Origin of the sequence: Chelativorans xinjiangensis, assembly GCF_009812055.1 — a bacterium.
GTDB classification, from domain to species: domain Bacteria; phylum Pseudomonadota; class Alphaproteobacteria; order Rhizobiales; family Rhizobiaceae; genus Chelativorans; species Chelativorans xinjiangense.
In genome coordinates, this window is the sequence record NZ_WQNH01000043.1 from 1 (window position 1) to 23031 (window position 23031).

Annotated in this window: 22 protein-coding genes and 1 pseudogene; 16 read left to right on the forward strand and 7 right to left on the reverse strand. The window is 62.7% G+C overall.

Features of this window, described 5'->3' with window-relative positions; genetic code table 11:
* A pseudogene (locus GM910_RS20935) lies at positions 1 to 641 on the forward strand (hypothetical protein); the annotation flags it as partial.
* A gap of 129 nt (positions 642 to 770) precedes the next feature.
* Positions 771 to 2345: a glutamine-hydrolyzing GMP synthase gene (gene guaA / locus GM910_RS20940; RefSeq protein ID WP_159590885.1), complete on the forward strand. Its 1575-nt coding sequence runs from the start codon at positions 771 to 773 to the stop codon at positions 2343 to 2345.
* Positions 2346 to 2410: 65 nt separating this feature from the next.
* Here the strand turns inward: guaA and GM910_RS20945 are convergent, their stop codons facing one another.
* Entirely contained in the window at positions 2411 to 2809 is a 399-nt protein-coding gene (locus tag GM910_RS20945; RefSeq protein ID WP_425482712.1) for an Hsp20/alpha crystallin family protein, read from the reverse strand.
* 502 nt (positions 2810 to 3311) lie between these two features.
* Between GM910_RS20945 and GM910_RS20950 the strand changes: the two genes are divergently transcribed.
* Entirely contained in the window at positions 3312 to 3605 is a 294-nt protein-coding gene (locus GM910_RS20950; protein WP_159590888.1) for a hypothetical protein, read from the forward strand.
* Between the two features lie 183 nt (positions 3606 to 3788).
* Entirely contained in the window at positions 3789 to 4145 is a 357-nt protein-coding gene (locus GM910_RS20955) for a response regulator transcription factor (RefSeq protein WP_159590891.1), read from the forward strand.
* A gap of 35 nt (positions 4146 to 4180) precedes the next feature.
* On the opposite strand, the gene GM910_RS20960 is transcribed toward GM910_RS20955, so the two are convergent.
* The 3 genes from GM910_RS20960 to GM910_RS20970 form a co-directional block, all read right to left on the reverse strand.
* Positions 4181 to 4804 carry a response regulator gene (locus tag GM910_RS20960; RefSeq protein WP_159590894.1) on the reverse strand — a complete coding sequence of 208 codons (624 nt, stop codon included), beginning with the start codon at positions 4802 to 4804 and terminating at the stop codon, positions 4181 to 4183.
* The gene (locus GM910_RS20965; RefSeq protein WP_246226247.1) at positions 4797 to 7040 is read right to left on the reverse strand and encodes a PAS domain S-box protein; all 2244 of its coding nucleotides are present in this window, start codon (positions 7038 to 7040) and stop codon (positions 4797 to 4799) included. Before GM910_RS20965 ends, GM910_RS20960 begins: the two co-directional genes overlap by 8 nt.
* Positions 7041 to 7866: 826 nt before the next feature.
* A complete protein-coding gene (locus GM910_RS20970) occupies positions 7867 to 8760 on the reverse strand; it encodes a LysR family transcriptional regulator (RefSeq protein WP_159590897.1) in 894 nt (297 codons plus the stop codon).
* 94 nt (positions 8761 to 8854) lie between these two features.
* Between GM910_RS20970 and GM910_RS20975 the strand changes: the two genes are divergently transcribed.
* Together GM910_RS20975 and GM910_RS20980 are read left to right on the forward strand one after the other, a co-directional pair.
* The gene (locus GM910_RS20975; RefSeq protein ID WP_159590900.1) at positions 8855 to 9592 is read left to right on the forward strand and encodes an SDR family oxidoreductase; all 738 of its coding nucleotides are present in this window, start codon (positions 8855 to 8857) and stop codon (positions 9590 to 9592) included.
* 28 nt (positions 9593 to 9620) lie between these two features.
* Positions 9621 to 9842 (forward strand): tautomerase family protein, encoded by a 222-nt coding sequence (locus GM910_RS20980; RefSeq protein ID WP_159590903.1) that lies wholly within the window; start codon positions 9621 to 9623, stop codon positions 9840 to 9842.
* Here the strand turns inward: GM910_RS20980 and GM910_RS20985 are convergent.
* Both GM910_RS20985 and GM910_RS20990 read right to left on the reverse strand, forming a co-directional pair.
* Positions 9823 to 10590, reverse strand: a complete 768-nt coding sequence (locus GM910_RS20985; RefSeq protein WP_159590906.1) for a hypothetical protein — start codon at positions 10588 to 10590, stop codon at positions 9823 to 9825. The two genes, GM910_RS20980 and GM910_RS20985, sit on opposite strands and share 20 nt — an antisense overlap.
* Positions 10591 to 10618: 28 nt before the next feature.
* Positions 10619 to 10816, reverse strand: coding sequence for a hypothetical protein (locus tag GM910_RS20990; protein WP_159590909.1), 198 nt, complete (start codon positions 10814 to 10816; stop codon positions 10619 to 10621).
* Positions 10817 to 11059: 243 nt separating this feature from the next.
* Between GM910_RS20990 and GM910_RS20995 the strand changes: the two genes are divergently transcribed.
* From GM910_RS20995 to GM910_RS21005, 3 genes are all read left to right on the forward strand, one after another.
* Positions 11060 to 11506 carry a CBS domain-containing protein gene (locus GM910_RS20995; RefSeq protein WP_159590912.1) on the forward strand — a complete coding sequence of 149 codons (447 nt, stop codon included), beginning with the start codon at positions 11060 to 11062 and terminating at the stop codon, positions 11504 to 11506.
* Positions 11507 to 11509: 3 nt separating this feature from the next.
* Positions 11510 to 12433, forward strand: a complete 924-nt coding sequence (locus GM910_RS21000) for a complex I NDUFA9 subunit family protein (protein ID WP_159590915.1) — start codon at positions 11510 to 11512, stop codon at positions 12431 to 12433.
* Positions 12434 to 12564: 131 nt separating this feature from the next.
* Positions 12565 to 13950: a UDP-glucose dehydrogenase family protein gene (locus GM910_RS21005; protein ID WP_159590918.1), complete on the forward strand. Its 1386-nt coding sequence runs from the start codon at positions 12565 to 12567 to the stop codon at positions 13948 to 13950.
* A gap of 50 nt (positions 13951 to 14000) precedes the next feature.
* Here GM910_RS21005 and GM910_RS21010 read toward each other — a convergent pair whose 3' ends face one another.
* Positions 14001 to 14264, reverse strand: a complete 264-nt coding sequence (locus GM910_RS21010; RefSeq protein WP_159590921.1) for a hypothetical protein — start codon at positions 14262 to 14264, stop codon at positions 14001 to 14003.
* A 138-nt stretch (positions 14265 to 14402) separates the two neighbouring features.
* Between GM910_RS21010 and GM910_RS21015 the strand changes: the two genes are divergently transcribed.
* The 7 genes from GM910_RS21015 to GM910_RS21045 are packed head-to-tail and all read left to right on the forward strand — an operon-like array spanning position 14403 to position 23030.
* Complete coding sequence (locus tag GM910_RS21015) at positions 14403 to 15512, forward strand: NAD-dependent epimerase/dehydratase family protein (protein WP_246226248.1); 1110 nt, start codon at positions 14403 to 14405, stop codon at positions 15510 to 15512.
* Positions 15509 to 17542, forward strand: a complete 2034-nt coding sequence (locus tag GM910_RS21020) for an NAD-dependent epimerase/dehydratase family protein (protein WP_159590924.1) — start codon at positions 15509 to 15511, stop codon at positions 17540 to 17542. Before GM910_RS21015 ends, GM910_RS21020 begins: the two co-directional genes overlap by 4 nt.
* On the forward strand, positions 17539 to 18684 hold the full coding sequence (locus GM910_RS21025; protein ID WP_246226249.1) for a glycosyltransferase family 4 protein: 1146 nt from the start codon (positions 17539 to 17541) through the stop codon (positions 18682 to 18684). The genes GM910_RS21020 and GM910_RS21025 overlap by 4 nt, the downstream gene beginning before the upstream one ends.
* Positions 18685 to 18686: 2 nt before the next feature.
* Entirely contained in the window at positions 18687 to 19811 is a 1125-nt protein-coding gene (locus tag GM910_RS21030) for a CgeB family protein (protein WP_159590927.1), read from the forward strand.
* Positions 19808 to 20902, forward strand: coding sequence for a CgeB family protein (locus GM910_RS21035; RefSeq protein ID WP_159590930.1), 1095 nt, complete (start codon positions 19808 to 19810; stop codon positions 20900 to 20902). Before GM910_RS21030 ends, GM910_RS21035 begins: the two co-directional genes overlap by 4 nt.
* A complete protein-coding gene (locus tag GM910_RS21040; protein WP_159590933.1) occupies positions 20899 to 22038 on the forward strand; it encodes a CgeB family protein in 1140 nt (379 codons plus the stop codon). Before GM910_RS21035 ends, GM910_RS21040 begins: the two co-directional genes overlap by 4 nt.
* Positions 22035 to 23030 (forward strand): UDP-glucuronic acid decarboxylase family protein, encoded by a 996-nt coding sequence (locus GM910_RS21045; RefSeq protein ID WP_159590936.1) that lies wholly within the window; start codon positions 22035 to 22037, stop codon positions 23028 to 23030. Before GM910_RS21040 ends, GM910_RS21045 begins: the two co-directional genes overlap by 4 nt.
* Position 23031: the final 1 nt, after the last annotated feature.

A 23031-nucleotide genomic window follows, 5' to 3' on the forward strand; every position in this document is an offset into this window, starting at 1 on the left:
GTCTGGCCGTCTGTCTGCCGCCCCCGCGCAAGCCGAAACCCGTGAGCCCGGCGCCGCTCCTGCGCAGCCTCGGCATCGCCGTGATGGCCTCGCCCGCCGACCTGTCCGCCGAAGCCCGAAGGGCGAAGGCGGAAGCCAGGCGCGCCGCCGCGCCCGCCCGTCCGCGAAGCTTGAGCCTGCCGCTCTTCGACCCGCTGCGGCTTTCTCTGAGCCCTGAGCTTGCCGAAGGGGGCCGCGGCCGCCATGGGCCCGCGCGCGCTGTCCCGCGCATCCTGTTTCCCGGCGTCACCGAGCCGTCTGCCCTCCCGCAGCCACCCTCCCGCGACGATCCCGTCAGCGCCGCGCGCCTTGGCCAGCGCCTCGCGGCACTGGTCGCCGCGCTTGACGATCTGCCGGGACAGGCCATGCGCTTTGCCCGCTGGAAGGCGCGCCGCGATCTGGGGCTTGGGCGCCGTACCTCACCGCTGCGCGGCGGACGGCCGCCCGGCGGCCGGCTGTCTCGCTTCGACCCGTCCGCCTGGCGCGACGCCGCAGGCGCGCGAGGACAAAAAGCACCCCGCAACGTCCGTGAGGTCGACGAAATCCTTGCGCATGCCCATTCGCTGGCCCTGTACGCGCTGGAGAGCCCTGATACCTCATGACACGGGCGGCGCACGCCGGCTTTCGGCGGAGCATTTCAACAAGCTTAGAGGTCAGACGGTGAATACCGGGCGTGGCAACGATGAAACACGCCCCTTGCACGGAATCGATTCCTTCCCTAAAGGCTCGCCATGAGTATCACGACCCATCCCGACACCGTCCTCATCGTCGACTTCGGCAGCCAGGTCACGCAGCTCATCGCGCGCCGCGTGCGCGAGACCGGCGTCTACTCCGAGATCGCTCCGTTCCAATCCGCCGAGGAGGCGTTCCGGCGCCTCAAGCCCAAGGCGGTGATCCTCTCCGGCGGTCCCGCCTCCACAACCGAGATCGGCTCACCACGCGCCCCTCAGATCGTCTTCGATGCAGGCGTGCCGGTGCTCGGCATCTGCTATGGGCAGATGACGATGTGCGTACAGATGGGCGGCGAGGCAGAAGGCTCGGATCATCGCGAATTCGGCCGCGCCTTTGTTCAGATCGAGAAAGAGTGCCCACTGTTCGAAGGCCTTTGGGCGACCGGCCAGCGCCATCAGGTCTGGATGAGCCACGGCGACAGGGTCATCTCGCTTCCTGAGGGATTCGAGGTGTTCGGTCGGTCGGAAGGCGCTCCGTTCGCCATATTCGGCAATATAGCGAGCAAGATGTACGGCATCATGTTCCACCCGGAAGTGGTGCACACGCCCGATGGCGCGAAGCTTCTGTCGAACTTCGTGCACAAGATTGCGGGACTTAAAGGCGACTGGACGATGGCCGCCTACCGCGAGCAGGCGGTCGACGCCATCCGCAGGCAGGTGGGTTCGGGCAAGGTGATCTGCGCCCTCTCGGGCGGTGTCGATTCCTCCGTCGCCGCCCTTCTCACCCACGAGGCCGTCGGCGAGCAGCTCACCTGCATCCTCGTCGACCACGGCCTGATGCGCAAGAACGAGGCCGCCGAGGTGGTGGAGATGTTCCGCGGCCACTACAACGTGCCGCTCATCCTCGTCGATGCGTCCGACCGCTTCCTGGGCGCGCTCGAAGGCGAAAGCGATCCCGAGAAGAAGCGCAAGACCATCGGCCGCCTTTTCATCGAGGTCTTCGAGGACGAGGCGAAAAAGCTCGCCAAGGACGGAGAACCGGCCGCTTTCCTGGTGCAGGGCACGCTCTATCCCGACGTCATCGAGAGCGTCTCCTTCACCGGCGGCCCCTCCGTCACCATCAAGTCGCACCACAATGTCGGCGGCCTGCCCGAGCGCATGAAGATGAGCCTGGTCGAACCGCTGCGCGAGCTCTTCAAGGACGAGGTGCGCGCGCTCGGCAAGGAACTGGGCCTCCCCGACAGCTTCATCGGCCGCCACCCCTTCCCCGGCCCGGGCCTCGCCATCCGCTGCCCCGGCGGCGTGACCCGCGAAAAGCTCGACATCCTGCGAGCGGCGGACGCGATCTACCTCGACGAGATCCGCAAAGCCGGCCTCTACGACGCTATCTGGCAAGCCTTCGCCGTCCTCTTGCCGGTACAGACTGTCGGCGTAATGGGCGATGGCCGCACCTACGAATACGTCTGCGCGCTCCGCGCGGTAACCTCCGTCGACGGCATGACCGCGGATTTCTACCACTACGACATGGATTTCCTCGGCAGCGCCGCAACCCGCATCATCAACGAGGTAAAGGGCATCAACCGCGTCGTCTACGACGTGACGTCAAAGCCGCCGGGGACGATTGAGTGGGAGTAGAGGAGGGTATAAAAGTAAACTAAATCAATATGTCGCACGAGTTGTTGATGATTTAGACTACATAGTCAAATAGCTTGAGTGATCGTCCTGCCTGATGCCCGCGCTCGAGCGCGGTTTCTGTTGGCCTTCACGCTGATCTTCTTCTCGTTCTTCTTCGCTTCCGCCGATTTGGGCAACGTCACGGTCAGCACGCCCTTCGCAAACCTGGCGTCGATCTTGTCGGTGTCGACACCCTCGGGAACGCGGAAGCTGCGGTGGAAGGAGCCGTAGCGGCGCTCCGACAGGTAATATTCCTTCTCGCGCTCTTCCTTTTCCTCGGTCTTCTCGCCCTTGATCGTCAGCGTGCCGTTGGACAGCTTGATCTCGATGTTCTTTTCATCGAGCCCCGGCAATTCGGCGCTGATCTCGTAGGCGTTGTCCTTCTCGGCCAGATCCATCGCCGGCGCGATCTCCCATGTTGCCACGCGCGGCCAGTCGAACTCCAGGTCGAACAGGGACGGACGGATCGAAGGGGGACCAGAGTTCCCGTTTGGTCCTCGCTGATTTCTTCTCGGTCTTCACCGGCAGTTTGGTAGCGGCCTCGGCCATGGCTTCATCTCCTGGTGTTGATCCCGCGGGCACCGCTCCCGCGCGTTTCGCCTTGGGGTTACTTCAGGCAGCGGGGATGCGGGTCACCCTCCCGAGCATTGTGGCCGGCCCGTCGCTTGCCCGGTTTCCAAGGTGACGCTTTGCCTTGCCTGCTCCGCTCGAAGAGGTTCTCATCAAAGCCCATTGCGCCGGTGGCTTCATTGACGCGGATCAAGGCCGGTGTCCTAGCGGCACTGAGGGCAGGTGATACAGCCAGATGACGCGTTGCATCAGCGTGAAGACCCCAGCGTTGACGAAGATCAATGATGGCGGCTCCACCCTTCAATTAAACATGACAGCCGTTACACGGCGGCGGGGCGCAAGAAGAAGGGATGGGTCATGAACCAGATTTCTGCGAGATCTCGCCGCGTCTCAGACCAGGCGAGTGGCGAGAACCGTACTTTGCAGCCGGATTTTCGTGTCGAGTACTCCACAGCCGTCGGATGGCAGATCGCAATCGTGTCGCAACGCGCAAGCGAATGGGCAAGGGAGAACGCGCGCTCTCCGGTGTTCAACAACAACGGCGGTTTCATCCAGACCGATCTTGCCGGCGTCAATTTACTCGTCCACGGTTCCCGCCAGGATGGTTTGTCAACCGAATATATCGGCCCGCAGCGCATACTGAGGTTCTGATGCGGGGCTCCTCATCTCCCCGAGACTCTGCGCGTCGATGGCTCTTGCCAGGGATTTCGGAACGCAGCTTGGATCCGGCATGCCGCGAGTCACGGGTCCTTTTGCAGCGAGGTGTTGATCTGGATCATGGTCCCAACAGGCGAAAAGGTCCGATTCTGCATCTTGCAATGCGAGGTGCTTGCCTTGAAGCCGACCATCCTGATCATTGAAGACGACACGGCAGCCCGCCATTCGCTGAAAATGGTGCTGGAGACCTATGGCTACCGGGTCCGGGATTTCGCTTCCGCGGAGGATTTTGCGCGAGAGCCGCTGGATCCTCGCAGTTTTCTGATTCTCGATATCAGTTTGCCCGGGGCGAGCGGTCTGGAGACGCTCCGTCGTCTGCGCGCTGCGGGTTCATCCGTTCCGGCCGTTCTGGTCTCCGGCCGCGCATCCGACGCGCTGCAGGCCGAGGCGGCGCACCTGAATGCTCTCGCATTTTTCGACAAGCCGATCGATATCGATGCCCTGCTGACAGCAGTAAAGTCGATCAGACACTGAGCCTCATCACCATCCGAATGAGCCGCGGGAAGGTGTTAGGCTGAGTTGCGGCTGCTTCCGCCGCGGGCGGCGAGTGCTATTCGGATGACCTGCGATAGGCTCGAGGCGTGGAGCTTGTCCATCACATTTGCGCGATCCACCTCCACCATCCGCGGGTTGAGGCCGAGCCGGTCGGCTATGGCACTGTTTGGATACCCCTCGGTCAGGGCTTGCAGCACCTGTCTTTCGCGTTCGGTCAGCAGTTCCAGGTGCGCGAGCGCTTCCGCTTGATCCGCCTCCCAAGAACGGGCCGGATGTTCAAGAGCGGATAGCACAGCGGCAACAATGCGCTCATCCTCGAACGGCTTTTCGATGAAGTCGTACGCACCCGCCCGCAGGGACTCGATCGCCAGGCTCACGTCCGATTGGCCCGTGATGACGATGATGGGCAGTTCCTTGCCGATCTCACGGAGGCGGCGAACGAGAGCCAGCCCATTCATTCCGGGCATTCGCATGTCGGTCACAACACAGCCCACTTCCGAGGAGGGGAGGGTGGCCAGGAAGGACTCCGCCGTTTCATGAGCATCAACTTCGAACGCTGCGGTTCTCAGCAGGAACACCAGTGAACGGCGCATTGCGTCGTCATCGTCGATGACGTGGATACGCTTTGCCTCAGCCATGTCTGGTGCCCTCCGACATGCGCGGTAACGTGAAGCGAAAGACGGTGCCATCGGGCGAGTTTGGCTCAGCCCAGATGCGCCCGCCGTGCGCCTCTACGATTGTGCGGCAGATAGACAGGCCCATACCCATGCCATGCGCCTTGGAGGTGACGAAGGGCTGGAAGAGCTGGGTGGCCACGACTTCGTCGAGACCCGGGCCGGTGTCCGCGATGCTGACTTCGATGGATTCGCTGTCGCGAGCCGTCGTGGAGATCGTGAGTTCGCGTCTTTCCGATCCCTCCATCGCCTCCACGGCGTTTCGGATCAGATTGACCATCACCTGTTGTATCTGGATCTTGTCCACGACCACGACGCCTGAGGTCGCATCGAGCCTGTAGCGGGCATTGATCGCACGTTCCTTGGCTCCGACGAGAGCCAGCGCCCCTGCTTCCTCGATTATCTTGGAGATGTTCTCAATCGATCGTGAGCTTTCGCCGCGCTTCACAAATTCACGCAGTCGGTTGATGATCTGTCCCGCTCGGATCGCCTGTTCGGCCGCGAGGTCAAACGCCTCCACGAGCACTTCCTTTCGCGGAGGACGATCGGCCATGAGCAGGCGCCGGCAGCCCTTCAGATAGTTCGAGATCGCCCCCATGGGTTGGTTCAATTCGTGCGCGAGGTTCGATGCCATTTCGCCAAGGGCCGTGAATCTCGAGACATGGACGAGTTCTGCCTGCAGTTCCTGCAGCCTTGTCTGGGTGTCCTGCCGCTCGGTCAGGTCGCGGATGAAGCCCGTGAAGAAACGTTGACCGCCACTCTGCATTTCGCCGACGTTGAGTTCCATGGGAAACGTCGAGCCATCCTTGCGCTCGCCGGAGACGACCCGGCCTATGCCGATGATGCGCCGCTCACCCGTGGCGAGATAGCGGGCGATATAGGTGTCGTGCTCTTCGCGGTAAGGCGACGGCATCAGCATGGACAAATTCTTGCCGACGACCTCGCCGGCCGCATAGCCGAACTGGCGTTCGGCAGCCGAGGAAAAGGAGTGCACGTTTCCTCGCTCGTCGATGACGACCATCGCGTCGGGCATGGTATCGAGGATCGATTGCAGATGTGCTTCCCGCTCGTGTGCTCTGCCCGCGGCGGCCGCGAGCGCTCGCCCCACCTGGTTCACCTCCTCGACGGCCGTCCTCACGGGTCTGATTTCCTCTTTGCGGCCGGCTGCTGCTCCTGCGCTTTCAAGGCTATGAATCGCATGCGAAAGCGTGGAGCCTATTCGGAAGGCCAGAATGGTTGCCAGCACCACCAGGGCCGAGCCGATGCCGGCAAGCGTCAGCAGTGCGTTGCGCAAGGGAGCGTTCAGGAGGTGCGTCGGAGCTCCGACGGCTACGATCCACTCCGCATTTTGAGGTCTTGCGTAAGCGGTGCGCACCTCGATTCCTTCCAGGTTCCGCCCTGTCCGTATTCCCTCATTTCCGGATGTCTGCCCGATCGTTCCAGCCGGCGCTGATTTCCCGACGAGCTTCTCATGCTGTGCGGAGCGGGCGACCACCCTGTTCTTGCCGTCGACGAAGTTGGCGAACCACTCTGCCGGGAGGTCAACCTGTCCAAACACTTGCGCGAGCCGATCCGCTGGAATCCCGACAGAAAGGAAATAGATCACATCGCTGTCCTTCAGCACGGGAACCATGACCACAACCACCCATTGCTGATTGATCGGTCCCTTGATCAAGTCGGATACGACCGGCTGCTTGGTTCGAAGAACCTTCCGTTCGAAAAGGGGAATCTCGGGGTTGCCGCCGGCGGGCGGCGTTCCCCATGGCACCGAAGTGTTCATCAACTGAAGCTGCTCGCCAGGCGCGCGGAGAACGATGTTCGTGTCCAAAGCGGTGTAAATGTCGCTCGCACGCTGATAAAAACCCTCGATGTCACCCGTCTGCAACTCGATCGATGTTGCAAGTGCGTTCAACATGAGAATGTAGGAACCGAGCTCGCGGTCGAGCGCGATCGAAAGCTCACGAGCTGCCGAGACCGCGCTCTCGTCGACGCGCTCGCGCTGGGCGACGACATAGTACCACGTGAGGACGCCGGCGAATATGAGCACCGGCAGAATGAGAACTCCCGCCATTCTCAACAGGTGCGTCGACGTGGAGCGTGCTTGAACAGGCTCCTGGTGAAGGTCAGCTTTCTCCCTGTCCGCTCGCATGTGCCGTGGACCGGGGAGCAGTAGTTTTGGCAGAGCAAGGGACATGCTCATGCAAGCTCCACAGGAGCGGCAGAATCGGCATCATACTGAGGAAGCGATAGCTCGGTTCTCTGCCGCAAACTCCAGCTTAGAACATGCCTGGCAATAAGCAAGAACGAGAGGCCGGGCGCTTCGCCGCCGTGGAGCGTGGTGTCCGGCTCGCTCACGGCAGGCACATCCCGCCCTCACCCGCGGAAGCAGTGATCTATGGTCCTCGATTACCTTCAGGTCGATGACCCCGCGGTCCGGGGCTCTCGAAGGGAGTGCGTTGTCGGCAATACTTGGCGACTCTCAGAGCGGGGGGAAGGACATCATCAAGGTCGCGTTCCTGTCGAAGGAATGGGAACGTGTCCAGGGAGAGGGGGTAGGGACGATTCCTTGACTAGTGATTGCCGTTAGTAAAGACTCCGTTCTCTCCAGACGCAGTCATATAGCTCTTGTCGGGATAATCTCTCTGCCATCGCTTTGGCTACCTCGCCAAGACCTCTTCAAGCCGCGTCACCAATGTGTCGCGCTCCCGGCGAATGACGGTATTTTATGTATGCTCACAGGTGCTCAGCGAAGGGTCGCTTCCGAGGTTGAAAGGGCCGATCGACGCCGATAGTCTCTGAAGCCCCAAAAAAATTTTTCAGCCGATTTTCCCTTTAAAATCAAGAGCGTAACTTTTTGACGGCATGGTTGTCAGATTTGTCGCGCTCGTCAGTAAGAATTTCCAGCTATATCAATGGCTTATGGCATATATGAACAATCGAGTGGGAGTGATTCAGACGGTGCGAAATCCGAAGAATGCGGCAGCGGCGCAGGCGCGTTGGCTTCGGCCGCAAGAGAACGCATCGAACTACAGGTCTGCCGCGTCAAGAACTGTGGCGACCCAATCGAGGAAAACCCGCACACGCGGCGATAACTGGCGGTTCTGCGGATAGTAGGCGGCGAGCGGCAAAGGCGGCGGCGGATGACCCGGCAGAACCTCGACGAGGATGCCTCGCGCCAGATCGTCCCGGAATCGGTAGCGCGGCGCCTGAATCAATCCGTAGCCCATCCGCGCCAGATGATGCGCCGTCTCCGCCTCGTTGGCGGTCACGCGGCAGGGAAGCGTCACCTCCCTGATCCCCTCGGCGGTCTGAAACTCCAAGGGCATCACACGCCCCGTGCGCGACGACACAAAGCCGATCATCTGGTGTCCGTCGAGGTCGTCGACTGAGGCGGGCAGCCCATGACGGCTCAGATAGTGCGGGTTGGCGCAGGTTTGCTCGGGAATATCGGGAAGCCTGCGCATGATCATGCCGCTGTCGTCCGGTTCGCCCGCCCGGATCACGCAATCCACCCCTTCGCGCACCAAATCGACCAGCCTGTCGCCCTGGCCGATCTGCAGCGTGATCTCAGGATACGCCCCCATGAACTCCGGGAGGCGCGGCAGCAGGAAGGCCCGCGTCAGAGCACCATGGGCATCGATCCGCAGGAACCCAGCCGGCGCGCCGCCGCGCACGGCGCCCTCCGCCTCGTCAATATCGGCAAGGATCGACAGGCACCGCCGGTAATAGGCTTCTCCATCCGGGGTAGGCGCCACATGCCGCGTGGTCCGCTCTAGCAGGCGACAGCCGAGATCGCGCTCGAGCCGCCTGATCGCTTCGGTGGCCGTCGAACGTGGCATGTCCAGATCGGCCGCCGCGGCCGTGAAGCTGCGACGGTCGATGACCCGGACAAGAAGACGCATTGCGTCGAGGCGATCCATGTTTGTTCGAGATATCCGAATTTTATTGTCAGTAAAAGGGGGATTATCCGGAAATCAGAAGCCTCTACCTCCATGCCAGGCAATGGAGGTCAAAATGACACTGAATGACAAAATCGCAGTCGTGACCGGCGCCGGCAAGGGCATCGGCGCGGCAATTGCGCGCCGGCTAGCCCATGACGGCTGTGCCGTCGCGGTGAACTACGCACGCGACGAGGCGGCCGCCCGTCAGGTCGTGCAGGATATCGAACGGGCGGGTGGCAAGGCGGTCGCGGTACAGGCCGATGTCGGGAACCCCGCCGCCATGCCCGCGCTGTTCGACGCAGCCGAAGCCGCCTTCGGTCCGGTCGATATTCTGGTCAACAATGCAGGCATGATGCGGTTGTCCCCGCTGGCGGAAGCAGCCGACACGGATTTCGACGACCACTGTGCAATCAATCTTGGCGGCACCTTCCGCGGCATGCGCGAAGGCGCGAAGCGGCTGCGCAATGGCGGGCGGATCATCAGCGTTTCCTCGAGTGTGGTCGGCTTCTATCAGCCCGGTTACGGATTGTATGCCGCGACGAAAGCCGGGATCGAGGCCCTGACGCACGTGCTCGCCAAGGAATTGGGGCCGCGCGGGATCACCGTGAACGCGATCTCGCCCGGTCCGGTCGAGACCGAATTCTTCATGCGGGGCAAGTCCGAGGAGCTGGTGGCCAGCATCATGCGGATGATCCCGCTCGGTCGCCTCGGCCGTCCCAACGACATCGCCAGCGCCGTCGCTTTCCTGGCTGGGCCGGAGAGCGGCTGGATCAACGGCCAAACCATCCGCGCCAATGGTGGCGCGGTGTAATCGCACCCCTCAAACCAAGGAACACACCATGCCTTTCGCGAATTACAAACTGCCCCAGGCATCGCTCTCGACGGTGCAGAAGGAAGACCTGATCCACAAGACGACCGAACTCATGGTGAGTTACTTCGGGGAGGTTGCGCGTCCAACCACGATGGTTCTCATCGAAGAAGTGCCCGACGGTGGATATGGGCGCGCGGACGAGGTTTTCATCCGCCCCTTGGCTGCCGCAGTCAGTTCCAACGGCCTTTAAAGAGCGGCTTTACAGGATGCCGTGATTTCACCATGCGCAACCGCCGTATCGCGTCGGCATCCTGGTACTCTTCGTGCTCGGCCTCCAGATCGATGCCGTAGGCCTTCTCCGGGTCGGTACGTGCGCCCACGAGTAGGAATTCGGCACCCTCGTAGTCGAGCAGTTCCACATCTTCCCGGCCGAAGCGTCGACCGCGAAACTCTTCTTGCAACTTGTCAGGGTAGTCGGCCTGATCCTGCTCTCGCAGGCCCGCATAGGCAGGGCTTCCCTTCTCCGGGTTCTTGACGGAAAGGACGTAGCTCGCCTGCGCCAGAATGCGGAGCTCCTTCTGTACATCCCCCCGGCGCTCGGGCAGTTCGAGCTCGTACGACAGATGCATCTGGCCATCCTCCAGCGTGATGACATAGACACCTTCGCCCGCGGGCCGCGCGGCCGGCGCCGTGCGTTGGCCGCGCGTTTGGGTTTCATAGGTGCCACCGCGCAGCTCTTTCTCGATGTCTTTGGCCGAGTCGGCAATTTTATCGACGAAGCCCCAGTGCCGCTCATGCTCCTTCGCTTCCGGCATTCGTTTTCGCCCGACGATCATCAGGCGAACCTTCTCTCCGCCGCGTGGACGCAAGATCACGCCGAAGCGTTGGATATCACCGCCGCCCTTCGGATCCTCTTCCTCCACACGCGGGCGATAAAAGAAGAAGATGTCTCCTTCCTCTACGAGTTCCGTGTTCCTGTCGTTTTGCGGATCCGCCATCACTCTACTCCTTCGCGACTGCGAAACCTCAAGGTTCAGTAGCGTCTCCGGTTTCGCTCGGAACCGGCCTCTGGACGTCCTCGGGCGCCTCCTCCTCGAGCGCGTGGTAATCCGGGGCGACATTGCCCGCCGCCGGCCAGCCGCCAGTGATGGCGAGGAACCCCGCAAACACGAGTGCAAGCACCGCGCCTGTCACGATGAGAACGTAAAGGTCCTTTCTGGGCATGGCCCTTCCCGTTTCCCTCCAAACGCCGTTTCTGTGATCGTGTTCCGACGCCTGTGGCGGTGTACGCACGCTCCGGCCGGGAACAATCTGCCTCCCGACGGGTTCAAGCGGGCAGAGAAATCCTGCCAACCCGGGACCGGAGGAAAGAAGGCAGCCTCCGCATTCACGAAGAGACGGCCGCTACCTTTCACGAGCAGGATTGGAGAGCACTGGCATGACCACTGGCAGGAAGGAGAAGGCACTATGAAAATAAGCGAAGCAATGACGCCCAATGTCCGTACCGTGAGCCCTGACCAATCCATCCTCGAGGCGGCGAAGATCATGGCCGAGATCGATGTCGGCGTCGTGCCGGTCGGTGAAGATGACCGTCTGGTCGGCATGCTGACCGACCGCGACCTGGCGGTTCGGGCAGTGGCGCAGGGGCGCGGTTCCGACACGCAGGTCCGCGAGGTGATGACCCGCGATATCAAATACTGCTTCGAAGATGAGGATACTGATCACGTCGCGCACAATATGGGCGACCAGCAGATCAGGCGCATTCCGGTCGTGAACCGGGAAAAGCGGCTGGTCGGCATCCTCTCACTCGGCGACCTGGCGCTTAAGGAAGGGCCGGCGCCTGCCGGTGAGGCGCTTCGGGGCGTAGCGCGTCCGGGCGGTATTCATTGCCAATCGGGCGATGCGCACGCCTGAGGTATGGCCCGCACCAAGAGGCAAACACGTTCCGCGGTTGTTCTCGGCGGGACTGGATTTCTCGGCCGCCGCATCGTTCGCCATCTGCTTAGACACGGCTTCGAAGTCCGTTCAGGATCTCGCCATCCTGAACGGGCGCGCAGCATCTTCGGGGCGGCGGTCGAGGCTATCCGTGCCGATGTGACGGATGAGCTCTCGCTCAACGCGGCGCTTGCGCGTTCCGCCAATGTCGTCAATGCCGTCAGCCTATATGTCGAGCACGGCGAGCAAACCTTCGATGCGATCCATGTCAGGGCCGCCGCGCGCCTCGCGCGGGTGGCGCGTGACGTCGGTATAAGGCAACTGGTTCATATATCGGGAATCGGATCCGATCCGCTTTCCAGATCCGGCTATATCAGTGCCCGGGGCAGGGGCGAGGACGCTGTGAGGGAAGCTTTTCCCGGTGCGACGATCGTCCGCCCGGCGGTCATGGTTGGGCAGGATGACGCATTCCTGACCACCGTCGCCCGCCTCGTTCGGCTGTTGCCGGTCTATCCGTTGTTCGGCAACGGAAAGACGCGGCTGCAGCCGGTCCATGTGGAGGACGTGGCAGAGGCGGTTGTGCGCGTGTTGGATAACGGGGACAGCGCTCCCTGTTATGAACTGGGCGGGCCGCGCGTCTATCTTTATCGCGATCTCGTCAAAACCATTGCACAGCAGTCTTCTGCGCACACCGTCACGGTACCGATGCCTTTCGTTTTGTGGAGCATGATGGCGCGGCTGGCGGAAGAGGTGCCGAGCGTGCCCCTCACGCGAAACCAGGTCGAGCTTATGCGGCGCGACAATGTCACCGCCGCCGATTTGCCCGGATTTCAGCAACTCGGGATCGAACCTGTGGCGATCGAAGACGTCATTCGGGAGATGCACGACCGAAAGTCGGAGAGATAGGCTAGACCCGTCTTTCCGTTGGCTCGCCTATAGCTGCGGCAGCATCATGGTTTCATCTTCAGCGTCTACGGGAACATCGGCTACCTGCTGCGGTTAGGAGCGGCAGAACCTAAACCGAGTGGGAGCCGCTTATGCAAATCGCAATGATCGGGGCAGGCTATGTGGGCCTTACGACGGCAACGTGTTTTGCCGAGATAGGCCACGAGGTCGCCTGTCATGACGCGGATAGTGAACGCATCAGGCAGCTCGAAACGGGCGAACTACCCATTTATGAACCCCGTCTCGAAGAGGCCATGCGGCGCGTAGTAGCCTCCGGTAAACTGCGTTTTTCACGTTCTGGCGCTGATTGCGTAAGTGGCGCCGATGTGGTCTTTCTGGCCGTCGGTACACCCGCCATGCGCGACGGAGGTATAGACCTGTCGCAAGTGGAAGCCGCGGCGCGGCTCGTCAGCCGTTGGCTGAAGCCAGGCGCGGTGGTCGCTATCAAGTCGACGGTCGTTGCGGGAACATGTCGCCGTGTTCGCGAGATCATGGCGGAGGAGCGCCAGTCGCTCGATTTCAGCGTTGCGGCAAATCCCGAGTTCCTGCGCGAGGGATCGGCGATCGAGGACTTCCTGTGTCCGGACAGGATCGTCATCGGCTGCGACGACCGCCGGTCCGCTTCGTTGCTGTCCGAAGTCTATCGACCATTGACGGAACGAGGCGCACCGAAAGTGCTGTCGAGCACTCCAAATGCCGAGCTGATCAAATATGCGGCAAACGCGTTCCTGGCTCTCAAGATCGGCTTCATCAACGAAGTGGCCGACCTGTGCGCGCAGACAGGTGCGGATGTCGGCCCCGTCGCCGAAGGCATCGGCCTCGACCGGCGCATCGGCCCGAGCTTTTTGCGGCCGGGGCCGGGCTACGGCGGGTCGTGCTTCCCGAAGGATACGTGCGCCTTCGCTGCCACCGGCCGTGACCGTGGCGCACGGCAGTTTCTGATTGAGACGCTGATCGAAAGAAACGAAAAGCGTAAGGCTGCGCTGGCAGGGCGGGTCATCGCGCAAGGCGGGTTGCGGAAAGGCTCCGTCGTCGCGGTGCTCGGCCTGGCCTTCAAGGCGAACACTGACGACGTCCGCGAGTCCGCCGCTCTAACGATCGCCCCCATCCTTCAAAAGGCAGGGCTTAGGGTGAGGGCACACGACCCGAAGGCCATGACAAATGCGCGGCAGTGGCTGCGCGACGTCGAATGGGCGGATACCGCCTATGAGGCGGCACACGGTGCGGACGCGGTTGTCGTCCTCACGGAATGGGAGGAGTACAAGAACATCGACCTTGGCCGCCTCGCCTGCACGATGTCCCAGCGTGTCGTCTTCGACTATCGGAACTTGCTCGATCCACGGGCGGTCGCAGCGCACGGATTGATCTATTTCAGCCTTGGCCGCCCTCCCGTTTCTCCAGCCGGGAAAAGCACGAGAGGGCGCGTGTCGGCGTTGGCCGGTACACGCCGACGCGTAGCCGCGCCGGCGCGCGACTAGCCCATCAGACCGGGCTCTACGGCCTACGCTGGTCTCCCTGCCACGTCGCCTCAGCCACGCTCGACCAGTTTATTGAAACGGCTGATACGATCGTCGTCCGTGGGCTCCTGATAGAGGAACGCCAAGTTGTTCTCATCGAATATACGGAAGAAGTCGGCCCAGGTAATCGGTTCCAGCTCCTCTTCCGGCTCGCCGAAATCGATCCTCAATATTCCGTCCGGCTTGGTCGCCTTCACACGGGCTGGCTGGCCGCCCCTGGTCTCGGCCCATTTCCTGATCTCGTCGTGGTCGGTTGTGGTTACTGCCGCGCTCATTCGCCTTCTCCTGCATGTGTTTTGGAGCGCCAAACACGCGAGAAGGCCTTCTGTTCCAAATGCGGCCGATAGGAACAAAAGCTTCCTGCTGCTGTTGGAAGACACTGAAGAGCCCATCTTCGATATAGGCAGGAGCAAGTGAAAGATATCGTACTGATCACTGGAGGCGGCGGATTTATCGGCCGCCATGTGGCACGTGAACTGCTGGACGACGGCTTCGAAGTGCGCGTTTTCGACAGCCTCGTCGATCAGGTGCACGGTGGCCGGCCCGCCGTCCTGCCCGACGGAGCCGAGTTCATACGCGGCGACATCCGCGATGCCGATGCAGTGCGGCATGCCTTGAATGGGGTGGGCCTGGTGGTGCATCTGGCGGCCGAAGTCGGTGTCGGCCAATCCATGTATGAGATCGAGCGCTACGTCGGCGCCAACGACTACGGCACGGCCGTCCTGCTTCAGGAGATCGCCGCCCAGCCTGTCCGGCGCATCGTCGTTGCCTCGTCGATGAGTGTTTACGGCGAGGGGCTCTACTGGGATGCGGCCGGCGGTGTCCATGACGATGTGCGAAGGGACCGTTCGCGTATAAAGGCCAGGTTGTGGGACCCGGCCACCCGCGACGGCCAGCCACTCCTGCCCATCCCCACGAACGAGGATAAGCCGGTCGAGCTTGCATCCATCTATGCGCTGACCAAATTCGCACAGGAGCGTGCCGTTCTCATCTTCGCCGAGGCCTATGGCATCGATGCGGTGGCGCTGCGGCTGTTCAACGTCTTCGGGCCGGGCCAGGCACTGTCGAACCCGTATACAGGCGTGCTTGCCAACTTCGCCGCGCGCCTGATCAACGGCGAGCCCCCACTCATCTTCGAGGATGGCGCGCAGCGGCGTGATTTCGTGCATGTGCAAGATGTCGCGCGCGCTTTCGCCTTGACCCTGCGCAAGCCGGAAGCGCGCGGCAACGTCATCAACATAGGCAGCGGTCGCGCCTATACGATCAGCAGCGTCGCGCGGTTGCTGGCCGAAGCGATGGGCATGCCGGATGTCGAGCCGGAGATTCTCGGCAAGGCACGCGCGGGCGACATCCGCCATTGCTTCGCCGATATCTCCCGTGCGCGTGCCTTGCTCGCCTTCGAGCCTGAGCACCTGCTCGAGGATTCTCTGGTGGAACTGGCCGACTGGGTGCGGCTGTCGGGCGCCGTCGACCGGGGTGCGGAAATGAAACGTCACCTCGAAGAAAGAGGGCTCGTGTCATGACCGGCGCGAAACGCCCCTCCTACAGCGAGCGCAAATTCGGGTTCGTCGAGTGGTTCCGCCCCGGCGAGTACGAGCGCACGGAAACGGTGCTTCCCGAAATTATCGCTTCCGGCGCCTCCTATCTTCGCACACACCTGTCCTGGGCGGAGTATTTCGCGCCAGGGGGCCCGGAGTGGTTCGATTGGCTCCTGCCAAGGCTGGCCGAGAAGTTGGATGTGTTGCCGTGCATCCACTATACCCCACCCTCCATCTCACGTACGGGCAAGACGTCGGGCGCGCCGCGCCGCCTCCGCGATTATGCCGATTTCGTCGACCACGTGTTGACGCGCTACGGCCACCTCTTCCGTCATATCGAGCTGTGGAACGAACCGAACAACCTTCTCGACTGGGACTGGCGCGAAGACACCGATTTCCAGCTCTTTTGCGAGATGATCGGTGACGCCGCCCATTGGGCCCAGGAACGCGGCTGGAGTCCGGTTCTCGGAGGGCCGTCGCCTTTCGATCCATACTGGCTCGACCTGATGGGCGAAAGAGGCGTCCTGGACCGCGTCAGTGCCGTTGGGTTCCATGGTTTTCCAGGTACGTGGGACAGCGAGAAAGGAAGCTGGGGCGGCTGGGATCTGCATATCGGCGAGATGCGGCGCATCGTCGACCGCTACAATAAAGCGGCGGAGATATGGATCACCGAAACCGGCTATTCGACCTGGCGCAACGACGAGGTCGAGCAGGCGCGGCGCTTCATCAGCGCACTCGATGTGCCGGCCGACCGCATGTATTGGTACAGCTGGCGCGACGTGCCGCACGACGTGGCTGTGCAGGAAGGTCTATGGTTCGACGTCCGCCACTATCATTTGGGTGCTGTCGATAATTCCGGTCGGCCGAAGTTGCTGGCGCGGCTTCTGACCGATGGCGGTGTTGAGAAGGTGGCGGAGATCGCACGCCTGGCCGCTCCCTCGATCGGCGCCAGAACCGAGCCCGTTCTGATCACGGGCGGCAGCGGTTTTATCGGCGCCAATCTTGCGGACAGCCTGCTCGACGACGGCGAGGAGGTGATTGTTCTCGACAATCTGAGCCGTCCCGGTGTCGATGAGAATCTCGGCTGGCTGAAGGAGAGGCACGGCGATCGCGTGCATCCGTTCCTTGCCGACGTGCGCGATTATATGACGATCTACCCCGCCGTCGCCGACGCCGGCTCGATCTTTCACCTAGCAGCTCAGACAGCCGTTACGAGCAGTCTCCTGCAGCCCTTTGACGACTTCGAGGTCAACGGCCGCGGAACGCTGAACGTGCTGGAGGCGGTCCACCAGTCGGGGCGGCGCATACCGATCGTCTTCGCCAGCACGAACAAGGTCTACGGATCACTCGAACACCTGGAGATGATCGAGCTGGAAGACCGCTATATGCCGGCCGACCGACAGGTGCATAAATACGGCATCGGCGAGGACTGCCGCCTTCGGTTCTGCACGCCCTACGGCTGCTCCAAGGGGGTGGCGGATCAATATGTGCTCGACTACGCCACCTCCTATGGCCTGCCGGCGGCGGTCTTGCGTATGAGCTGCGTCTACGGCCCGCGCCAGTTCGGCACGGAGGACCAGGGCTGGATCGCTCATTTCCTCATCCGCGCGCTGGAGAACAAGCCCATCACCATCTTCGGCGACGGCAAGCAGGTTCGCGATGTACTGCACGTCAGCGACGCCGTGGCTGCCTATCGGAAGGTGCTGCGCGATATCGCGGAGCTTCGCGGCGAAGCCTTCAACCTCGGTGGCGGCTCAGCCAACGCGGTTAGTTTGCAGGTCGTCCTGCAGAAGATCGCACACCTGAAGGGCAGCAAGCCGCACGTCAGGCGCGAAGACTGGCGGGCCGGCGACCAGCTCTATTTCGTGGCCGACACGCGTTGCCTGAAACGACGTATCGGCTGGAGCCCCAAGGTGCCCTGGAGCGATGGCCTGGAGGATCTCATGGCCTGGTTGCGCGCGGAAAGGGTGTCGGTGCCCGACGACCGCGCCACGGCAAGAAGGATCGCGCGATGACGCACGCTGTTTCCGCTATATCGACACATCGGCATCCGCAGCCGGGCGCACCGGTGCGCCTGCTGATGACAGTGGATGCCGTGGGCGGCGTGTGGCGCTATGCGATGGGTCTGGCGCGTGCACTTGCGCCCGACGGAGTCTCCATCGTCTTCGCCGGCCTCGGACCGGGCCCGACGGCGGAGCAGCGCGCCGAAGCGCAGGTTCTCGGCGAGCTTGTCTGGCTCGATGCGCCGCTCGATTGGACGTGCAAGCGCGAAACCGAGTTGGAAGTCTTGCCGGAGTTGCTGCGGCATCTGGCAGTCGAATACCGGATTGACCTCATTCACCTCAATCTTCCCTCCCAGTCCTGCGGCTTGGAGGTCGACGTTCCCATCCTCGTCGTCTCCCATTCGTGCATCCCGACCTGGTGGCGGACGATGCGCGGAGAGCCGCTGCCCGACGAGTGGCAATGGCACATGAGACGCAACAAGTCCGGCTTCGAGCGCGCGGACGCCATAGTGGCGCCAAGCCGCAGCCACGCCAAATCTCTCGAAAACTGTTACGGCGCGCTGCCCCGCCTTACCGTGGTCCCGAATGCGCTCGCGGTCGCTCCGGAACCGGGGCCCAAGGAGGAGTTCGTATTCGCTGCGGCGCGCTGGTGGGACGAAAGCAAGAACGGCAAAATCTTCGACATTGCGGCGCAGCAGACGTCCTGGCCGCTTCTTATGGCAGGCCCTCTCTCCGCTCCCGACGGCCAGCACTTCATGCCCAAGCACGCCTACTACTGCGGCGAGCTCAGCAACCGCGAGGTTCTTGAGCACATGCGGCGAGCCGCCGTCGTTGTCTCGCCTTCGCTCTATGAGCCCTTTGGGTTGGTGGCGCTCGAGGCCGCTCACGCAGACTGCGCACTGGTTCTTTCCGACATCCCCACCTATCGCGAGCTGTGGCCGGACGCCGCATTTTTCTTCGACCCGCATGACGCCGCGAGCCTCGTTGCCGCACTTGACCACCTGGTTGCCGATAGGGCGCTGCAGCGGGACTTGGCTATGCGGGCCTCCCAGCGCGCGCGGCATTTCACCCCAAGGGCGCAGGCCGAGGCGATGAGCGGGATCTACCGCTCGATGATCGCCGCGAGCCGCCGGCACAGCGCGGCGGGAGCGTGACCATGCGCCTTCTTTTCTATACCCACTCGCTCGTGTCCGACTGGAACCACGGCAACGCACACTTCCTGCGTGGCGTGATGCGCGAGCTCATGGCGCTCGGGCATGAGGTGCTTGCGCTCGAGCCCGCCAATGGTTGGAGCCGCACGAACCTGAAGGCCGAGCAGAGTTCTGCCGCCGTCGACCGCTTCGCGCGCGCCTTCCCCGGTTTGCGATCAGTCACTTACGGTCCCGGCTTCCCTCATGAGGAGGTGCTGCAGGACGCCGATATCGTGATCGTCCACGAGTGGACGGAGCGCTCGCTGGTCGAGCGCATCGGCCGGGCGCGTCGCATGGGGCGCTTCACGCTTCTCTTTCACGACACGCACCACCGTGCCGTCTCGGCGCGCCGGGATATCGAGGCGCTTCACCTTGAAGATTATGACGGCGTCCTGGCATTTGGCGAATCTCTGCGTCAGCGCTATGTGGAGGCAGGATGGGGCCGCAGCGTGTTCACCTGGCACGAGGCGGCCGACACCGCTCTCTTCAAGCCCATATCGCATGAAGGCGACCGCCGTGATCTTATCTGGATCGGCAACTGGGGTGACAATGAGCGCACCGCCGCGCTGCGTGAATTCCTGATCGAGCCGGCGGCGAGGCTTGGCCTTTCAGGTACCGTGCGTGGCGTGCGCTATCCGCGCCGCGCGTTGGAGGCACTTGCCGAGGCCGGGCTCGACTATGGCGGCTGGATCGCCAACGCGGATGTTCCGGCCGCCTTCGCACGCCACCGTGTAACGATGCATATTCCCCGGCGCCCCTATGTCAAGGCGCTACCGGGCATCCCGACGATCCGCGTCTTCGAAGCTCTTGCTTGCGGAATCCCCCTGATCTCGGCGCCTTGGGACGATGCGGAAAATCTCTTTCGCCCCGGTGAGGATTTCCTCTTTGCGCGCGACGGTGCAGAGATGTCCGCACTGCTGCGCGAGATTCTGGCCGATCGCGGCCCCGCGGACGTCCTTGCGGCCTCTGGGCTGGAGACAATTCGGGCGAGGCACACCTGCCGTCACAGGGCACGCGAACTTCTGTCGATCGTATCGTTTCTGGGCGGAGCGCGCACGGAAACCTCAATACGAAGGGAGGCTGCGGAATGAAGATCGCGTTCTATGGGTCAAGCCTCCTGTCCTCCTATTGGAACGGAGCGGCAACATACTACCGTGGCCTGCTGCAGGCGCTGTCCAAGCTTGGCTACGACATCACCTTCTACGAGCCCAACATCCGCGAGCGTCAGCAGAACCGGGACATGGAACCGCCCGACTGGTGCCGCGTCGTCGTCTACGACTGTGACAGCGCATCGATGAAGCAAGCCGCGGCGTACGCGGCGGCAGCCGATGTCGTCGTCAAGGCAAGCGGCGTCGGCTTCGAAGATAACGCGCTGCTGCAGTTGGTTTTGAACGCGGCCCGACCCGAAGCGCTTACAATCTTCTGGGATGTCGATGCGCCTGCCACACTCGCCCAGATCGACCGCGACCGCGAGCATCCGTTGCTCCGCGATCTTTCGCGGATCGATCTCATTCTCACCTACGGCGGCGGCGACCCGGTGGTCTACGGGTACCGGGCGCTCGGCGCGCCGCATTGCATCCCCGTCTATAACGCGCTCGACCCTCTCACCCATCACCCCGTCGCCCCCGATCCACGCTTTGCGGCCGACCTTGCCTTCCTGGGCAACCGTCTGCCGGACCGCGAGGAAAGGGTGGAGACGTTTTTCTTCCGTGCGGCCTCGCTCCTTCCAGATCAAATATTTCTTCTAGGCGGGGCCGGCTGGTCCAGTCGGCGTCTGCCGGACAACCTGCGTTATCTCGGCCACGTGCCGACGCGCGACCACAACGCTTTCAACGTTTCCTCCAAGGCCGTCCTCAACATCAACCGGCAGAGCATGGCCAGCAATGGCTTCTCGCCGGCCACCCGCGTCTTCGAGGTGGCGGGCGCCGGCGCGTGCCTGATCACCGATAGCTGGGCCGGGCTGGATCTTTTCCTTGCCGAAGGCAGCGAGGCGCTGGTGGCACACGATGGCAAGGACGTCGCCGATATACTGTGCTCGCTGACGCCGGCCGAAGCTGAGAGGATCGGACGGGCGGCGCGGCAGCGCGTGATGCGCCAGCACACCTATGCCCATCGGGCCGAGCAGGTGCACCAGATACTTTCCGGGTTTCTGCCAAAGCCGCAAACGGAGGCTGCCGAATGAGCCGCCGGCTTAACATCGTCGTGATCGGCCTTTCGCTGTCGTCCTCCTGGGGCAACGGCCATGCCACAACGTATCGGTCGTTGCTCAGGGGCTTGCATGCCAACGGCCACGACGTTCTCTTCCTGGAACGCGACGTGCCGTGGTATGCCGACAATCGCGACCTGGCCGCACCTGATTTCTGCCACCTCGAATACTACCGAAGCCTCGATGAGTTCGGTGCGTTCCTGCCGGAAATCCGCAAAGCCGACGCGGTCATCATCGGCTCGTTTGTGCCGGAGGGGGTTGCGGTGATCGACCGCGTCCGCGCGATGAACCCACCGCTTCTCTGCTTCTACGATATCGACACGCCGGTCACCATCGCGCGGCTGGAGGCCGGCGAGGAGGACTATCTGGCACGCCATCAAGTGCCGTATTTCGACCTTTACCTCTCCTTCACGGGCGGCCGCGTGCTCGAGCTTCTTGAAAGCCGCTATGGCGCCAGGCGCGCTGAGCCGCTGTTCTGCTCTGTCGATCCCGACTTCTATTTCCCTACCGGCGAGGACACACGCTGGGACCTCGGCTATCTGGGCACCTACAGCCCGGACCGGCAACCGGCGCTCGAACGGCTTCTGATGGAGCCCGCCCTGCGGCTGCCGGAGAAGCGCTTCGCGGTCGCCGGCCCGCAATACCCGGCGGATATCGACTGGCCGGAAAATGTCGAACGGATCGAGCACTTGCCGCCTTCCGCGCATGCGTCCTTCTACAGCAGGTCCCGCTTTACGCTGAACATCACGCGTGCCGATATGGTCGCCGCCGGTTTCTCGCCCAGCGTGCGCATCTTTGAGGCCGCCGCCTGTGCGACACCGATCATCAGCGATCGCTGGCCGGGACTGGGCGCGCTCTTGCCCGAGGGCGAGGCGGTTATCATAGCCGACACGCCGGAAGACGTCGTTCAGACACTGACGCAGCTTCCCGACGACGTGCGTCGCAGGGTTGCCAGAAGTGCGCGTGAGCGCGTTCTGGCAGGCCATACCGCGGTCGCACGTGCGAACGAACTTGCCAGACACATTGAAACGCTGAGCGAGGCCCGGATGCGGAGCGAGCGCCCCCCAATGCGGCATGCGCCCGCGGTCAGAAGCGGAGGTCAGCCGTTATGAAGACCGTACTGATCGCCGGCGGCGCAGGTTTTCTCGGCTCCCACCTTTGCGAAGCGATTCTGCGGGAGGGAAATCGCGTCATCTGCGTCGACAGCTTTCTTACCGGGGCGCGCGCCAACGTCGTGTCCTGGCGCGCCAACGACCGGTTCAAGCTGATCGAGAAGGACATCTGCATGCCCATCGAAATCGGCGAGAGGATCGACGAGATATACAATCTCGCCTGTGCCGCCTCGCCCCCGCGCTACCGTGCCGATCCTGTCCATACCATGATGTCCAGCGTTCTGGGCACGCACAATCTGCTTCGGCTTGCCGAGCGCAAGGGCGCTACCTTTCTCCAGGCATCGACAAGCGAGGTGTATGGCGATCCTCAAGAACACCCGCAGAACGAGGACTACTGCGGAAACGTCAACTGCACCGGCCCCCGCGCCTGCTACGACGAGGGCAAGCGCGCGGCGGAGGCGCTGTGCTTCGATTTTCTGCGCCTCAACCGCGCCAATGTCCGCGTTGCCCGGATCTTCAACACATACGGGCCGCGCATGCAGCCGGACGACGGACGCATCGTCTCCACCTTCATCTGTCAGGCGTTGTCGGGCGCGCAGATCACCGTTCACGGCAGCGGCGAGCAGACGCGTTCCTTCTGCTATGTCTCCGACCTCGTGCACGGCCTCATCCTCCTGATGCGCAAGCCGCAAAACCCAGGCCAGCCGATCAATCTCGGCAATCCGGGCGAGTTCACGGTGAAGGAGCTCATCGATCTTTTGGCGCGGCAGATCGGCACAAGGCCCGAAGTGATGCAATTGCCGATGGCGGAAGACGATCCGCAGCGGCGCCGGCCGGATATCCACCGCGCACAAGCCATCCTGGGGTGGGAGCCGCGCGTGCCGCTCGAGGAAGGACTGCGCAGAACCATCTCGTGGTTCCAGCTTACGACGCGCCGGCACGGCGGACGCCGGCCGGCCAAGCGGCCCGCAACGGAACCGCTCATCTGCTGAC